General features: G+C 43.8%; 12 protein-coding genes. 7 read left to right on the top strand and 5 right to left on the bottom strand.

Translation table 11 applies throughout. From position 1 onward, the window contains the following. Nucleotides 1–147 precede the first annotated feature (147 nt). The 3 genes from ACZW67_RS12555 to hppD form a co-directional block, all read right to left on the bottom strand. Nucleotides 148–492 carry a 4a-hydroxytetrahydrobiopterin dehydratase gene (locus ACZW67_RS12555; RefSeq protein WP_465183522.1) on the bottom strand — a complete coding sequence of 115 codons (345 nt, stop codon included), beginning with the start codon at nt 490–492 and terminating at the stop codon, nt 148–150. 110 nt (nt 493–602) lie between these two features. Then, complete coding sequence (gene phhA, locus ACZW67_RS12550; protein ID WP_465183521.1) at nt 603–1,538, bottom strand: phenylalanine 4-monooxygenase; 936 nt, start codon at nt 1,536–1,538, stop codon at nt 603–605. A 156-nt stretch (nt 1,539–1,694) separates the two neighbouring features. Next, nucleotides 1,695–2,795 (bottom strand): 4-hydroxyphenylpyruvate dioxygenase, encoded by a 1,101-nt coding sequence (hppD, locus tag ACZW67_RS12545; RefSeq protein ID WP_465183520.1) that lies wholly within the window; start codon nt 2,793–2,795, stop codon nt 1,695–1,697. A gap of 144 nt (nt 2,796–2,939) precedes the next feature. Here hppD and ACZW67_RS12540 point away from each other — a divergent pair, with 144 nt between their 5' ends. From ACZW67_RS12540 to ACZW67_RS12520, 5 genes are all read left to right on the top strand, one after another. After that, complete coding sequence (locus tag ACZW67_RS12540; RefSeq protein ID WP_110923089.1) at nt 2,940–3,869, top strand: LysR family transcriptional regulator; 930 nt, start codon at nt 2,940–2,942, stop codon at nt 3,867–3,869. A gap of 271 nt (nt 3,870–4,140) precedes the next feature. Continuing rightward, nucleotides 4,141–5,337, top strand: a complete 1,197-nt coding sequence (locus ACZW67_RS12535; protein WP_465183519.1) for an amino acid aminotransferase — start codon at nt 4,141–4,143, stop codon at nt 5,335–5,337. 281 nt (nt 5,338–5,618) lie between these two features. Continuing rightward, the gene (gene fahA / locus ACZW67_RS12530; protein WP_465183518.1) at nt 5,619–6,920 is read left to right on the top strand and encodes a fumarylacetoacetase; all 1,302 of its coding nucleotides are present in this window, start codon (nt 5,619–5,621) and stop codon (nt 6,918–6,920) included. 124 nt (nt 6,921–7,044) lie between these two features. Beyond that, nucleotides 7,045–7,620 (top strand): VOC family protein, encoded by a 576-nt coding sequence (locus ACZW67_RS12525; protein ID WP_465183517.1) that lies wholly within the window; start codon nt 7,045–7,047, stop codon nt 7,618–7,620. Nucleotides 7,621–7,759: 139 nt separating this feature from the next. Next, complete coding sequence (locus tag ACZW67_RS12520) at nt 7,760–8,812, top strand: TRAP transporter substrate-binding protein (protein ID WP_465183516.1); 1,053 nt, start codon at nt 7,760–7,762, stop codon at nt 8,810–8,812. A gap of 79 nt (nt 8,813–8,891) precedes the next feature. Here the strand turns inward: ACZW67_RS12520 and ACZW67_RS12515 are convergent, their stop codons facing one another. Next, a complete protein-coding gene (locus ACZW67_RS12515) occupies nt 8,892–9,740 on the bottom strand; it encodes an IclR family transcriptional regulator (RefSeq protein WP_465183515.1) in 849 nt (282 codons plus the stop codon). A 165-nt stretch (nt 9,741–9,905) separates the two neighbouring features. On the opposite strand from ACZW67_RS12515, the gene maiA reads away from it, so the two are divergent. Both maiA and ACZW67_RS12505 read left to right on the top strand, forming a co-directional pair. After that, a complete protein-coding gene (gene maiA / locus ACZW67_RS12510; protein ID WP_465183523.1) occupies nt 9,906–10,553 on the top strand; it encodes a maleylacetoacetate isomerase in 648 nt (215 codons plus the stop codon). 210 nt (nt 10,554–10,763) lie between these two features. Then, nucleotides 10,764–11,945, top strand: coding sequence for an acyl-CoA dehydrogenase family protein (locus ACZW67_RS12505; protein ID WP_465183514.1), 1,182 nt, complete (start codon nt 10,764–10,766; stop codon nt 11,943–11,945). Nucleotides 11,946–12,237: 292 nt separating this feature from the next. Here the strand turns inward: ACZW67_RS12505 and ACZW67_RS12500 are convergent, their stop codons facing one another. Further along, the gene (locus ACZW67_RS12500) at nt 12,238–17,487 is read right to left on the bottom strand and encodes a YadA-like family protein (RefSeq protein WP_465183513.1); all 5,250 of its coding nucleotides are present in this window, start codon (nt 17,485–17,487) and stop codon (nt 12,238–12,240) included. Nucleotides 17,488–17,769: the final 282 nt, after the last annotated feature.

Below are 17,769 nucleotides of genomic sequence, written 5' to 3'. Positions count from 1 at the left end.
AAGCCGATCATGGTAACACCCATGATGGCGATGACGATGGCTGATATGATGAAGGCTTGCTGAGGGGAAATATGGGTGAGGATTCTTGGAGGCATCACACATCCTTATGTTGCCAGTTAAATTTAGTTTTCGAATTGACGAGTCGTTTTACGCTTGATCTAGCAAGCGATCGGTCTTAGCCGCCATGACAAAATCATTGCGATGTAGACCTTTGATACTATGCGACCACCAAGTGACGGTCACCTTGCCCCACTCTACCAGCATGCCCGGATGATGCCCCTCTGCTTCTGCAATGTCTGCCAACTGATTGGCAAATGCCATTGCCGTGACGAAGTTTTTAAATTTATACTGGCGCTGCAATTGCTTGATACCTTCTACCTCAATCAGCGACCAATCAGGAACCTGCTGTAACAGCTCACGCGCCTCAGCATCGTCAACTTTCGATGCGCCGATACGGCAAGCTTCGCAACTGTCTTGTGATAATGTAGTCATTATTATGTCCTTTTATATTCGTTAATAGATAAATGTACGTCCATGTTGACGCTTATACTTCACTACTGCATGTTATATCGTATAAAAACTACCTTTAACGCCATAATCAATCAGGCATTTTTTATAGGATAACTTGGCTCAAACAGCCCCATTGACATGGCCTTTTTGACCACTCCCATGATATCGCTATCGACGATGTCAAATAGCGTATCCAAATCATCAATCACATAGTAAATCGGTTGAATATGATCGATTCGATAAGGGGTACGGAGTACGTCGAGTAAATCAAACGCACGATGCTCTGGTTGGCGCTCTACTTGATGTAGGCTTTTACCTTGCTGGTCAGAATACTCTTTGAGCGCATACACTGTTTCAGATGGTGAGCTTAAAATGCCGCCGCCATAGATTCGGCGATTATCTTGAGTTTGTCCGACCAGACCAAACTCGATGGTAAACCAGTAGAGCCGTGCCAGAAACCATCTTTCTTCTTTCGTTGCACTAAGCCCCAGCTTGCCATACGTCTCGTTGAACATCGCAAACGCAGGATGGGTCAACAGTGGGCAATGTCCAACGATTTCGTGAAAAATATCAGGTTCTTCGATATAGTCCATGTCATCAAATCGGCGGATAAAGGTTGCGACTGGAAAAGATTTGTTGGCCAATAATTTGAAGAATTTTCCAAAGCTGATTAAAGCAGGAACAGCAGCCGTTTGCCAGCCAGTGGTCGCTTGTAATACCTCGTCAATATCTCGTAGCTGAGGAATACGTGTGGTCGGTAGGTTTAATTTGTTCAAACCCTCTAAATATGCAGTACAAGCACGATTGGGTATATGCTGAGCTTGACGCGCTAGCAACGCTTGCCACATCGCATGCTCATCATCACTGTAGTGAATATGACCATTACTATCTGGCTGGTGCGAGATATACGGCTGTTTTTTATTCGTCGCGTTAGGACGACTGGGCGCATCGTCGCTTTGCTTGTTAGTTGCAACGCTATTGGTACCGATGGCTGTATTGAGAGGGTCTATATGTGATAGGCGTTCCATGCCTGCATTCCTTTTATCGCAATGTGTACATTACCTTTGCACTCGTGACATTTGTACCCGTGCTTTTAAGTAACGTACCTATTGAAGAGTACATGAGGACAAGCCAAACTCCTTTTGTCTTGCCCAGTTGTTAAATTTTTTGAGTGTGGAGTGGTTTTATGGTGTTTCAGTCTCTGGCTGACCAACCGTGCCGCGACGTACTTGATCGCGCTCTATCGACTCAAACAACGCTTTAAAATTACCTTCACCAAAGCCGTCTGCATAATCGCCTTTACGTTGGATAAACTCGAAGAACACTGGGCTACCTAAGATAGTTTCAGAGAAAATCTGTAGCAGTAGACGCGGTGCACCGCCTTCCGTTGTCCCGTCTAACAAGATACCGCGCATTTGCAATTCAGCCACATTTTCACCATGGTTTGGTAAGCGCTCGCTCAGCATGTCATAGTAAGCAGCATTTGGTGCGGTCATGAGCGGAATACCAGCCGCTTTTAGCTTATCGATACTGGCAAACAAATCATCGCTGGCCAGAGCAATGTGCTGAATACCTTCACCATTGAAATGCATCAAGTATTCTTCGATTTGGCCACCGCCCTGCTTGGCTTCTTCATTTAATGGAATACGGATTTTGCCATCAGGTGCCGTCATGGCTTTACTGGTCAATCCTGTGTACTCGCCTTTGATATCAAAATAGCGAATCTCACGGAAATTAAAGATGCGCTCATAGAAGTTGGCCCAATAGGCCATACGACCACGGTAAACGTTGTGGGTTAAATGATCGATGACTTTGAAGCCATATCCGACAGGACGTCTATCGACCTCTGCAAAAAATTCAAAGTCGACGTCATAGATAGACTCGCCGTCTTTATAGCGGTCAATCAAATAAATTAATGACCCACCGATGCCTTTGATCGCAGGTAGTCTCAGCTCCATCACACCAGTTGGCACCTCTACTGGCTGCGCGCCCATCTCAATAGCACGCTCGTAGGCTTTTTTGGAGTCTTGCACCCGAAAGCCCATGCTACAAGCACCAGCGCCATGCTCTTCAACGAAGTAACTGGCTTGGCTTTTTGGTTCACGGTTTAGGATAAGATTGATGTCACCTTGACGGTATAGCGCAACGTCCTTTGAGCGATGGTTGGCCACATGTGTAAAGCCTAGCTGTTTAAATAATGCATCGACAGCGTCTGGTTTAGGCGAGGCGAATTCAACAAAATCAAACCCATTTAGTCCCATTGGGTTTTCAAATAAATCTGCCATTGTAATCATCCTTAATTTCAATTGGTGGTAAAAATACGATAAAACGATTGGTAATCAATCTTTATTGTTGACGTTGTATTTATATTAGATTAGGTTTATTTATAAGACTAATTGTTTTTTATGATTTATTTATCAGGTTTACTTATGAATATCAGCATTCGCCAATTGACCGCATTTATCCAAGTCGCTGACAATGGCAGTTTCACTCGTGCCAGCGATCAGATGCATTTGACACAATCTGCCGTTAGTGGTTTGATTAAAGAATTGGAATCTAGTCTGGGTATCGTGTTATTCGACCGTACGACGCGCCAGCTGTCTTTGTCGGCAGTCGGACGGCATCTACTACCACAAGCACGGCGCATCTTGAATGAGATGCAACTGTTTGAAAATGAAGCGAGTAGCTTGACTAGCTTAGCGCAAGGTCAAGTGCGACTGGCCGTTTCCCAGTTCGCAGCTTCCTCTATGCCCGCAGTTATCGCTCAGTTTGCCAAAAAGCATCCCGAGATTAGCGTGTCGTTGGTAGATTGCTCTGCAGAGAACTTACTGAGACACATCCAAGATATCGAAGTAGATTTAGGAGTCGGTACCGAGCTTGACTTTACGGAGACGGAGGATAACATCAGGGCAGATTTGTTATATCAGTTGCCATTTTGCGTGGTCATGCCAGATAGCCATGCATTGGCACAGAAGAGTGAAATTACTTGGCAGGATTTGTTAGACATTCCACTCATCACACTGCAAGGGCCATTTATAGAACAAGTGACCGCAGAACTGGATGAGCGTATCACCACTCATATTCAGCAAGCGCGCTATAAAGTCAATTTTATGTCCACGGCGCTTGAGATGACCCGTCAAGGATTTGGCATTACGCTGTGTCTGCCCTACATGCCTGAGGTTATCGACTGGGTAAGTGCCAACGGGTTACAGATGCGGCCACTGGCACAGCCTGTTAGAATGCGTCAGTTCTTTATTTATCAGCGGGCGTCTCGTGCTTTGTCACCAGCGACCATCGCATTTAAGATGTTTTTGCAAACGTATTTTTCGAGCCACTTTAACGATTTACAGCGTATTTGAGTATTATTGTTGGGCGACTCAGAAAATGAGCAAGGTAAGGCAGATGATAAGATAACGCAGATAATATCTAAATGATGACTGGCTATTTGATGCTGTTTGGCAAGATTTGACCATTTTTAACCCATTTAGCTAGTCATCGATTGAGTTGAGGGCATTCCTTCGTTAATTATTTTATAAATTCACCAGAATAACTGAATCTGATATTGAGTTAACGGCCAATTTGCTCTATTCTTTTTAACGCCTCAATTTATATCTCTTGTAAGGAAAAAAAATGTTTGAACGTATCGATTATTATGCGGGTGATCCAATCCTAGGATTGATGGACAAGTTTGCAGCAGACAACAACCCAGATAAAGTAAATTTAGGCGTGGGCGTCTATTATGATGAGGATGGCAAATTGCCAGTACTCGAGTGTGTAAAAATCGCTGAGCAGCGTATTGCAGACCCAGTATCTCCTCGTCCATACTTACCGATGGCTGGCTTACCAGGACACCGTAAAGGCTGTCAGGAATTGCTGTTTGGTAAAGACGCTCAAATCTTAAAAGACGATTTGGTTGCGACTATCGCGACTATCGGCGGTTCTGGTGCGTTGAAAGTAGGCGCAGAGTTCATGCATGACTGGTTCCCACAAGCCAAATGCTATGTGAGTGATCCAACGTGGGGCAACCACATTGCTATCTTTGAAGGCTCTGATGTTGAAGTCGGTAAATATCCGTACTACGACAAAACAACCAGCAGCATCAAATTTGACGAGATGATTGCGTTTTTTGAGACATTAAACAAGAACGACGTCATCTTATTACACCCTTGCTGCCACAACCCAACTGGTATGGATTTGACCCGTGAGCAGTGGGATACCGTGCTAAACGTCATCCAAGCTCGTGAATTGATTCCATTCATGGACATTGCTTACCAAGGTTTTGGCGAAGACATGGACAGCGATGCTTACGCTATCCGTAAAGCCGTAGATATGGGTCTGCCACTGTTTGTGAGCAACTCATTCTCTAAAAACTTATCACTATACGGTGAGCGTGTCGGCGGTCTATCTGTCGTTTGTCCAACAGCAGATGAAGCCAAACGCGTCTTTGGTCAGCTAAATGCAACTGTACGCCGCATCTACTCAAGCCCACCATCACATGGTGGCCGTGTGGTCGATATCGTGATGAACGACGAAGTATTACATGAGCAATGGGTTGGTGAGGTTTACGCGATGCGTGACCGTATCAAATCTATGCGTACCAAGCTAAAATCAGTATTAGAAGCTAAAATCCCTGGTCGTAGCTTTGATTACTTGACCGATCAAAACGGTATGTTCAGCTTTACTGGCCTCACTCCTGAGCAAGTCGAACAGCTACAAACTAAGTTTGGTATCTACATGGTGTCTAACTCACGTATGTGTGTGGCTGGACTAAACACCAGCAACATCGATTATGTAGCCAATGCGATGGCAGACGTTTTAAAAGACTGATTTAATCACGTTGCTAAAAACGCTGTTTCATAAAAGATAGCATGAAATGAAAATCGAATAAGAAAGGCTGAGCGATTGCTCAGCCTTTTTTTGTGTGCAGTATTTAGGGCATGCCCTAGTCAAAACCATGTAGTCAAAACAACGGTAATAACTGTTCAAAGAAGCTTTTTACGAAAGACATTGCACAAAAAAACTTGCAATCGATATATCAATAAATTACATTATACGTAAGTAGTTAATTATAACGTAATTCATAATTTATATTAGCAAGGAGCAAACCCATGTCAACGATTGACACAAGCCTCACCTCTTTTATCGATATCGCCGCTGATTCTGACTTTTCTATTCACAATCTTCCTTATGGTATTTTTAGCGATACCAAAGACGCTGCGGGCAATAACAATCGCCGCGCTGGTGTTGCTATCGGTGAGCACGTATTGGATCTATCTGTACTCGAAGCCGAAGGGTTCTTGAGCTTAGATGGTGGCCCATACTTTGATCAATCTACGCTAAATGCTTTTATCGACTCAGGTCGAGAGAATTGGACGCAGGCACGCACAACCATTCAAACGCTGCTGTCTAGCGACAATGCTACCTTACGTGACAATGCGGACTTACAGAAAAAGGCGCTGTTTAAACAAGCAAACGTCACCATGTATTTGCCTGTACGAGTACCCGGATTTACAGACTTCTACTCTTCTAAAGAGCATGCCACCAACGTCGGCACCATGTTCCGTGACCCAAACAATGCCCTACTGCCTAACTGGACTGAAATGCCTGTCGGCTATAACGGACGCGCCAGCACCGTTATCGTTAGCGGGACTGATATCGTACGCCCATCTGGTCAGCTAAAACCCAATGCTGATGACCGTCCTATATTTTCTGCCTGTAAGCGCTTGGATTTTGAATTAGAGACCGCATTTGTCGTTGGTAAAGGCAATCATATCGGTCAACCAATCGCCGTAGATGATGCCTCTGATCATATCTTTGGTATGGTATTACTCAATGACTGGTCGGCACGAGATATCCAAAAGTGGGAATACGTACCTTTAGGTCCATTCAATGCCAAAACCTTTGCGTCTGAAGTTTCCCCTTGGATTGTCACCATGGATGCATTAGCCCCGTTTAAAACAGCTTGCCCAACACAAGAACCTAAGCCGCTTGCTTATTTAAATGAAAAATCGAGCGATAACAGCTTTGACATCCACCTGTCAGTTGAGTTACTACCTAAAGATGCAGAAACAGCGACGGTCATTTGCGAGACTAATTTTAAATATATGTACTGGTCCATGGCACAGCAGCTCACCCACCACACCATCACTGGCTGCAAAATTGAAGTCGGCGACATGATGGGCTCAGGAACGATTTCAGGGCCAACGCCTGATTCTTATGGCTCGATGCTAGAGATTGCTTGGAACGCTACCAAACCAGTCACGCTAAAAGGCGGCGAGACGCGCAGCTTTATCGAAGATGGCGACACGGTCATTATGAAAGGCTATAGCGAAAAAGAGGGTATTCGTGTTGGCTTTGGTGAAGTACGCGGCAAAGTATTACCAGCGCTTAGCTTTGATTTTGATAAATAACAACCGTATATAAAAAAGGCGTAAAAGTAGATTTAAACTGTCAGACAACGATGATATACCGTCTATAAGCACTGGCAGCTTGTCTATTGATATTAACGATACGCCCTATCAAAAGGAGTTTGATATGAGCTTTACCATTGAAAAGATTCATCATGTGGCTTATCGCTGCAAAGATGCCAAAGAAACCGTTGAATGGTATCAAAAGCATTTGAATATGGATTTTATCTTAGCATTCGCAGAAGACCATGTACCTTCAACCAAAGCCTTTGACCCTTATATGCATGTCTTCTTGAATGCTGGTAGTGGCAATGTATTGGCTTTCTTTGAAGTACCCAATCAACCTGAGATGGGCTTTGATCCAAATACCCCAAATTGGGTGCAGCATTTGGCGCTAAAGGTCAAAGACCGTGATGAGCTACTAGTTGCCAAAGCGCATTTAGAACAAGGTGGCATTGACGTCATCGGCGTAACCAATCACGGCATCTTTCACTCTATTTACTTCTTTGATCCCAATGGTCATCGCCTAGAGCTGACCTATGATGATCCGACCTCAAAAGACAAAGTCTCGATGATTACAGACGCCATCAAGCAAGATATGCTAGATGAATGGTCTCGTACCAAACGCGCGCCAGCACATACGCAGTTTTTGCACAGTGAAGAGTTGGCTGAAGCAAGAGAAATCGCGCCTGTCGGTGAGTAACTGCCCTATCATTCTGTTTGCTAGCTTTTTTCATATGACTGATTAATCATCGCTTTAAGCCTAAAAGTGATGATTAAAGACACGCCCTACGTAGCAAAAGATAGCGAACCATATCTCACCATCATGAAAGGATTCTATGATGAAAGTAAAAAACCCCTTAGGAATACTCTTAGCCGCCTCGATTGCGATGACTGGCTGCTCCAATAACGATCAATCGGTCAGCACATCTACGAATACAGGTGAAGTGACTACATTGCGATTCTCGCATTTTATGACTGCCACTGACAATATAAACACCGAAGCGTTAGAACCATGGGCAAAGAAAATTGAAGCGGATTCAAAAGGCCGATTAAAGGTAGAGATATACCCTTCTGCGACGCTCAGCAAACCAGGGTCTACTTATGATGCTACAGCGAAAGGCAGTGTGGATATTGGTATGCAAGCACAAGGATATACAGCAGGACGATTCCCTTTGACTCAAATCGTAGAGTTGCCAGGCATCACAAATACTGCACAGCAGCAGAGCTGTATACTTCATAAACTATATGACGAGGGTGTCATTAAAGACGAGTACGAAGACACTCACTTGCTAGCGCTGATAGGCACTGGACAGGGTGCACTTCATACAGTTGATAAGCCGATTCGCACGCCAGCCGATATGAAAGGTCTACGTATTCGCCAGCCTTCTGCGGTTGCTAGCCACATCATCGAAGCGACTGGCGCCGCACCTGTCGGCATGCCTGCCAGTGATACTTACACCTCTCTTCAGCGCGGTGTCATTGATGGGCTCAGCTTTACTTGGCAACCTATTCAAGCATTTCGCCTTGATGAGCTAATCAATACGCACACTAATATTCCTTTTTATAATTCTACTTTTGTTATCAGTATGAATAAAGATAAATATAACAGTTTGCCTGATGACCTAAAGAAAGTAATTGATGATAATTCTGGCGCAGCGCTGGCAGCACATATATCGGAGGTGTTTGATGTGAGTAATGCCAAAGCGATGGCCGCTGCCAAAGCAAAAGGCGATATCATGATCGACATCCCTGATCCACTCAATGACCCTGATTGGAAAGGCCCATTAATGGAAGGCTCTCAGCATTACCTTGATGAAGTCAATGCGACTGGCCTAGACGCTGACAACGTATACGAAAAAGCAAAAGCGGCCAGTAGCGTCTGTATGGTTTAGAGGACGAACATTATTAGATGATGTTCGAAAATAAATTTCTCGATGCGATAGCCATTTAGCTTATAGCATAAAATACTGGCTATGCTAGTTGATAACGCTGTGCTATCGCTAATATTTGTTCGACCACATGATGTTGCTCGCTCATCGGTAACTGCTCTATGGTTCCGATGACCGTAATGGCATACTCTAATGGCAAGCTCTGAGTAGCTGATTCAGCAGTAACTGTAGACTGACTGGCGATATTACTTGTCAGCTGAGGTACGATAATAGGAATGGTAATGGCATTAATACCCATCACCATATCACCCGTGACAGTTGCATAGCCATGGGTACGAATTTTTGCTTGTAGTTGGGTGAAATTCCGCCACTGCTCTACTTTAGTGGCTTCATTGCTTGCATGCCATTCAGCCATCACTAGTGGTTGGATAATCGCATCAGATTGATAACTGGCAAACAGCTGACCCGTTGCCGACGTCGTCAGTGGCATACGTGAACCAATGCGAGTAATGATACTGATTGGACTGTCTGGCTCAACAGATTGAATAATGATGGGGCCTTCGCTGAACCATTTGGCAATTTGCACCCCGCAGTTGAGGATATCTTTTATCTCATTGGCTGCATGAGTCAGTCGCTCCAAGATGTTATTTGAACTGACCCCGTTATGACTAAGTGCATTGACTCGAATACCTAATCCATAGCGCCCATCATTTAGCTGCCGAGCGTAATTTTTGCGGATGAGGCTAACCATATACCGGTGACACTTTGCTGGATGCATTTGCATGGCTTCAGCGATGTCCTTTAGCATCATAGGTTCATTGCGGTCGATAAGCACATCTAGTATCGACAGCCCAATCTCAAGTGACTGTACCCCACCTTGGTTTTTATTGGTGGTAGCAGGTTTGTCTATAAGGTTTTCAGCTGCTGGCATGGCTTGCTCGATTAATGATTTGTTAGGTTAATTCAAATAAACATCATTGAAATAAAGACTTAATATCAAGATACTTATATTAATTGCATTAAATAAGAATGCTATAACGAATTATAACCGCTTATTTCACTCACAACATACCATAATAAAAGGGAATTCATAATGATGGCACTCTATGGCTACTTTCGTAGTAGCACCTCTTACCGTACTCGCATTGCGATGAACCTAAAGGGCTTGGATTATGACTACATCGCGGTCAACTTGGCTCAAGACGAGCAATTAGAAAGCGCATTTAAATTACTCAATCCACAAGGGTTAGTGCCTGTCTTACAAGCCGACGATTCATTACTCTATCAAAGCCCCGCTATCTTGGAATGGTTAGAGGATATTTACCCTGACAACCCACTATTGCCTAAAGATACGACTGGACGCATGCAAGTACGTGCCATTAGCGCCATGATTGGCTGCGACATTCACCCCCTTAATAACCGCCGTATCTTGCAATATTTGCGTAATGAGCTTTCGGTAGACGAGGAAGATGTCATTACATGGTACAATCGCTGGATAACTGAAGGTTTTGCCGCTTTGGAAAAAATACTAGCAAAAGATAAAACTCGTGGAAAATTTTGCTACAGTGACAGCCCTACGTTTGCAGACTGTTATCTCATTCCGCAAGTTTCTTCTGCTCGCCGCTTCAAAGTAGACCTCAGCACTTATCCTAATATTATGGAAATTGATGCGCATTGCCGCACGCTAAAAGCCTTTGCAGACGCAGATCCTATGCAGCAACCTGATGCACCAAAGTCTCAATAAGTCGCTAAAGATGACTAGCCAATATCGTTACTCCCCTTCTAATCATTCATCTTTTAATACAATATGACATATATGCAAATTATTGATTATATAGTGAGCAACTGTTGGATATTTTTGATAAAATACTTTATATATCAAATAAAGAATTAATTAAAATTCATTGATTATAAATAATTACACTGTTTTATCAATTATAAAAGGTTGGGGATAATGGACGATAACACTTTGCTAAACAAGGCAGACCTTCTACCTTCTGACGCAGCTACTGAGGTTTTCCCATTAGCTGTATCCGCTAGAGAGGACACAGAAGCCGCTAGAAAAATTGCACCGACCGTGGTCAAGCAGCTTTCAGAATCGGCACTATTTAGAATGGGGTTGCCAAAATCACTGGGAGGATGGGAAGGCAATCCTGTAGAAACCTTGAAAGTATATGAGACATTAGCCAGTGCTGAAGCTTCAGTAGCTTGGATCGTTTGGAATAACCATTTAGCGTGTACGTTTGGCAGGTTTTTAGACGAGTCTAGTATGAAAGAAATATACAATGACCCCTCCCACGTCTATGCCAACTCAGCACGTCCCGAAGGCGTTGCCACAGTGGTCGATAATGGCTATATGGTATCTGGTCGATGGACACTAGTATCCGGATGTGAATTGGCTGATTGGTTTGTGCTGCGCTGTTTGGTGGTTTCAGAAGGCTCTCCAACCACTTTGGGGCCAGGAGCAAATCTAAAACTGTTTTTTATTCCAAAGACAGAAGTAGAAGTCATTGATACTTGGCATGTTGGCGGATTGAATGGCACCGGCAGTCACGACATAGTCATTAAAGATGCCTTTGTAAAAGAATCTTATGCTGTTGGGTTTGATAGCCCTGTCACCATCGACAATGCTTATAGTCGCCTGCCTATTGGTTGTATCAATGCAGCAGGTTGTGCTGCCATGTCTCTAGGTGTATTAAAGGCCGCAATGGACGACTTGATTGATATGTGTCTTGAGAGAGTCACGCCTGGTAAGAACCCAGATCTACGCGACCGCGCCACCGTACAAGCTACCATCGCGAAGAGTAAAACCCTATTAGCATCTAGGCGCTTACAGTTACAGGATAGCGTCGAGACATTATGGAATGAAGCGCAGCAACAGAATACCTTTACCGATGTGCAACTTGCGGATGTCTGGGCAGCATCATGTGAGGCTGCCAGAGAAGCTCGAGCGATGGTATCTGAAATCTATGCGGTTGCGGGCACTGCTTCATTGTATAAACAACATAAAATAGAAAGAGCGCATAGAGACATTCATGCGATTTTGCAACACGGCATTGTGCAGCCTCATTGGATGAATCAAGCTGGCATGGCTTATGTTGGATTAACACCAAATGCTGCGATGTTCAGAGTATAGTCAAACCCATACAAATCCGCTACATTGTCATCCTCGCTAAACATACTAATGTATAGCTTGCACTCGGCTTCCTTGTATCAAAAGTATCGAAATTGTTTGAACTCAACTATATGAATGTGACTTCTATAATAGGCACTGGCGCTTGTACAACATAAGGTTCAAACGCTTTTTATTGCTTAGAACTTACTGCTTAATAATTGCATAGAACACCTATTATTTACCCGTAGAAAAGCAAGACATTCGATGTCTTGCTTTTTTATATTTGATTGACAATCATAATTGAACGACCTCTTCAATCAAAATGGAAGCCTGCACCAATCGCGCCGCCTGCATTGCCCTGAGTATCTGCGGTACCATTTATCTTCATGACCCAACGGCCATCATTTGATAATTTGGAAAAACCAACAGCAACCGCGCTTTCTCCATTATACGTACCGACACCACCACTAATCATTGACTTGCCTGCGATATAAGCTTGCGGTAATGAAGACATCGCCATTGCTGCTGAAATACCAGCATTAGCATTCTCTTCGACTTCACCAATTTTATAGCCTAGATCGCTCATATTGTTATTGAGTCTACTATCTAGCGCGCTCAATTGACTGTAGTTGACAGCATCTGTCGCTTCGACACCATCAGCGACGCCTGTTATGCGCTGATTACCAGCATATAGACCTTGAGCAGTCATGCTTGGGCCATCTTGCATGCTGATGCCACTATTATTGATAACCGTCGTACCCACTGTGACACTATCAACACTGATGTTACCGTTTAAATCAAACTTGATACTACTGCCCTCTGCGGTGGTGGTTATGTTATTGCCACCTGTAAAGCTTAGGACACTACCGTCTCCAACTGGCTTATTGATATTAGCGCCACTGTCTGCACCAAAGTTAAGTCCAGCATCAAGCTTGTCCGTGTTGGTTTTAATGTTCGTGGTGTTAGTCATAATATTGCTAGTGTTCGTAGCGATATTAGTTGTATTGGTAGAAATATTGGTTGTGTTAGTGGCAATGTTCGTGGTGTTGACTTGCACATTTTCATTGATTTCAATGGTGCCTTGTCTGATAGAAGCAATCGCACCATCTATGTTGCCCTCACCTGTTCCACCAATGTTGCTATTGGTGAACGTACCACTCTCAGAATTGTAGACAGTGTCGCCACCGATAATGCTGCTGATACCACTCCCTTGTGCATAAAGCTGACTGCCATTGATAGCATCTTGGCTGCCAGCTGTTATCTCACCATTTTGGACGTTGGTGACTTTGTTATTAGCAGCATCAATGCCACTTTTCGTGATGCTTGGACCACCTGCAATGGTCAATCCATTGTCATTCATGGTTGTATCACCAGTGGTTACGCTATCTAAGATGATATCTGGGTTTAGATCAAAGCTAATATCATTAGCATTGGTAGGTATTGCTGCATCTTGTAGTCCCGTACTAGCAGCAAAGGCAGTGGCATCATTCACTGATGTTCTAGATACTTTGATATTGCCATCTCTACTGTTCAGATCGAGAGCATCTCCTTGTTTGACAATGGTAGCAATATCACCTTGAGCCGTGATTCCCCACCCTTGATCTAAGGCAATAGTCACTTCTTTTAATTGCCCAACATTTACAGCATCTGTATTTAGCACACCTTCCCCAACGTTGCGGATAGTGTTGCCTCCATTATCTAAGCCACGGCTACTCAATGAGACCTGTGAGACCATTCTACCTAAGCCATTATTGACGAAGGTAAATCCTGCATCACTCATGATGCTATTGCCTATTTGCATACTGCCAGTATCTCCGAGATCTAGCTGATTATTTAGCTTGACCTGAACACCGGTCTCAGAAGCAATAGTAGTCAAGTTGCTATCGCCTGTGATATTGATAGTATCGCCCAATGCAAATTGCTGATCATTGTCGCTATTACCGTCACCTATTTTGATACCTTTAGCAATTTCATTATTGGTCGTTGTGAGCTGTGCAAAGTTGACGGCATCACTTGGTGCAATTCCTTCAGCGACTTTGATAATTCTATTATTACCATTATCAAGTCCTTCATTGCTAAGCGTAATGGTCTGATTAGGGCCATCAGTGATGGTGATACCTGCATTATTCAGCACCGTGCTTTCCATTCTCACGCTACCATTTTTACCAAGTACCACATTTTCAGCCAATCTAACGTTTAGATTGCCTTCATCATCAGCGATGACACCGATATTGTTCTCAGTTAATTCTGTTGCGCCGCCTTGAACTGTCAATGTCTGACCTAATTTTCGATTGACGATAACTGCGGTATCATCTCCGGTAAAGCTCAAACCCAAGTCAACGGTGCTATTGGTTGCATTTAACTGTCTAACATTGACAGCGTCTGTATCTTCCTCACCATCATCTACATTGGTGATTCGATTACCACCGTTATTGAGACCACTGCTACTTAGTCTAACCGTACTGCCACCCAAGAAGCTGATACCACCCGTATTCAATAAGGTATCCCCTGTGGTGACACTGCTGAAGGTAACATTTTCTGCTGTCGCCACTTTAATACCACCGTCTTCAGCACTAAGAACGATGTTATCGCCTGTTAAGAAGTTGGCCGTGTTGTCCGTTTGATTAAGCGTTTTTACCTCAGCGCCATCTATTTGAGTAATGACCGTTTGTATGGCACTGTCAGCTTTCACTAAGCTGGCTTTGCTGGCTTCACTCAAGTCAACTGCATAGTCAGTCGTATTAGTCGCCATGTCTTTGTCACCTGCGGTAACTGTGACGGCCGAAGAGCCTGCTGAGGTAGTCACATCATTTGCATTGACTGTGTAGACGTCTTGACCGTTCTGACCCGTAGATTTCACAACATCAGCCACGTTAGTACCTGCGGCAACCTCTGTTTTAGCAGCGGCAGATGAACTGTTGAGCTGACTAACATTGACGGCGTCGCCTAATGCGCTACCATCCGCTACATTGGTGATTCGATTACCACCATTATTGAGGCCACTGCTGCTCAATCTGACGGTACTGCCACCAAGGAAGCTGATACCAGCTGTGTTTAGCAATGTATCCCCTGTAGTGACGCTAGTGAAAGCAACTTCATTTTTTGTAGCGACCTTAATACCACCATCCTCAGCGGTAAGAACGATATTATCTCCTGTTAGGAAATTGGCGGTATTGTCAGTTTTATTGAGTGTTTTGACATCAGTACTATCTATTTGAGTAATGACATTCTGTATAGCGCTATCTGCCACATTTGATACATCTTCTAATTGACCAAAATTCACTGCATCAAGAGTAGTTGTGCCTGCCTCGACGTTTGTGATTTTCTTATTAGCAGCATCAATACCACCACTCTTAGTGACACTTGGACCACCAATAATATTGACACCATTACTAGATATAAGAGTTGTAGATAAAGGTGAGGATACTGCAATACCTAAACCACTAACGGTAGTATTAAGCAGTGTATTACCTGTTTTAAGGCCCAGTTTATTAACGGTCGTAACAGGTCCCAGTCCAAAAGGTGAGCTACTACCCATTTTCACGCTACCATAATGACCTAGATCAAGGTTGTCATTGAGTTCAACTTCGATTTTGCCATTATTTACTCGTGTGTCGATGTTGTTATTAGAGCCAATCACCTCGACTGCTTGTCCCAGTGGCTTAGATACAGTGTTGCCATCAGCAGCTTTTAATGCAAATCCCAAGTCAGACACATCAGTAATCGCTTTGTTCAAGTCGCCGATGTTCGCAGCGTTGGATGCTGTTGTACCACCACTTGCCACACCTTTGATCTGTTGATGATTTGCATTGATACCCGTTGCCGTGAATTTTGGACCGCCTGCAATAGTGAGCCCATTGGCATTCAGCAGACTAGCACCTGTCGAGACACTATCTAAACCTGTGACGTCTTTTGCCAGTTTAAGCGTCAAAGTATCAGATCCATCAGCAACCACACCAATATTATTGCTATTAGACAGCTTTGCACTATCAGTCTCCCCACCTTTTACAATGAGCTGTTCACCGAGTTTACGGTTGATAGGAGTACCAATATCGCCGCCGAAATCCATACCTTTATCAAGTGTGCTGTTGGTAGCATTTTGCAGGCCAGTGAGCTGAGCTACGTTGACAGCGTCACTATTATTGGTACCTGCCGCTACGTTGACAATCTGACGATTGCCACCCTCTGACCCAGTACCAACTGATACAGCGCCGAGTGTCACACTTTTTGTCGCCATAATGGCATTTTCATCGATTAACAAAGTCCCTACTGGCACAAATCCAGTGGCTCCGCCTGCGACATTAGCAATGGACTTTGATCCCAGTGCCACGCCATTTTGGGTAGCAGATTGAGCACCTGCCCCAAGCGCCAATGCACCTTTTCCGGAAGCAGCAGACGCCATACCAAACGCTGATGAAGCCGTGCCAGCTGAGGTAGCATGTACACCAACTGCAGTAGATAGATCACCTTTAGACTGGGTTTTTACGCCTAGGGCAATAGATGCTGCACCACTTGATTCTGTATTTACATCATATCGATGGGCTTCCACCATATCTTTACCAGCATAATGCTTAAATATAGTATTTACGGTGCCACCGTTCAATGCACTACTAGTAGAGCTACTGCCAATATTTGCTTTTGAGGCATCATCTAGATCATCACCACCAAGTGCAATAGATGAGTGACCTTTTGATACGACATTTGCACCAATTGCAATGGACTGCTGCCCACTTGCCGTAGTGTGTTGACCACTTTGGCCACTACCAATTGCAATGGCTTGACCACCAGTAGCAGTTGCATTGCCACCCATAGCCATCGCATTTGGTCCTGTTGCTCCATCATTATTTGCGTTACCGCCAGCCGTTGAATTTACGCTATAGTATTTGGTTTTATTCGCTGCTACTGTATTGCTTAAGCTATACAGTAGCGAGCCATTAACCGCCTCTTTGCTACTAGCACTAATTAAACCACTATCTACGTTAACGATTTTTTTATGACCGGCATTGATGCCCATAGCAGAGATAGCAACACCGCTGTTAAAGGCTGCACTGTCTAGATCCGTTAGATTTTTTGCCAATTTAATGGTTAAAGTATCTTTTCCATCAGCAACTACACCAATGTTGTCACCGTTAGACAATTTCTTCTTATTAGCTTCGCCACCTTTAATCGTTAGCGTCTGACCATGGCTCCGTTTGACGGTTTTACCCGTATCACCATCAAATTTTAGGCCATTGCCATTGTTGTTATTGTGGCCATAACCGTTACCATTTCCATGGCTTTCATGACCATAACCACTTCCAGAGCTTTGATGACCCATGATATGCATAGTGTTGGAATAACTGACGTCAGCATTTGCATGCACGCCAAAGCCAGCCGCAAGCAGCCCAAGACCTATCGCGCTCAAGCGCAAGGTATGAATAGAAGACAGGTTAGATGTTGTATTGATGGTAGCATTAGCGCTCACACTAGATTTGGAAGACTTACCACGCCCCTTCGCATACTCACCGACTGCGGTAAAGCAACTTAAGGCTTCATTCCAGATGACTTTATAAATGCGGTTCATGACATGTACTCCCTTACAGAATGGTTAGAATTAAAAACCAAAGACAAGATTCATCTTGTAGAGAGTTGTTATGACGAAATAAAATGGTTTATGAGCTTATAGCAATGAGGCCTTTATGGGTTATTGTTTGTGTTAATCGTTGAAAAATAAGACATTTTATTTCTTGAAATCTTTATTACTCTCTGTATATATTAGTATTACCGAATATATACAGTGAGAGAAAGCCGTTTGTCTTGACTTTAATACTGAATGTCTTATATATATCAAAAAATGAATGTAAAG

The organism is Psychrobacter sp. TPE 89C (assembly GCF_055522395.1).
This window is presented reverse-complemented; position numbering and strand designations above follow the sequence as displayed.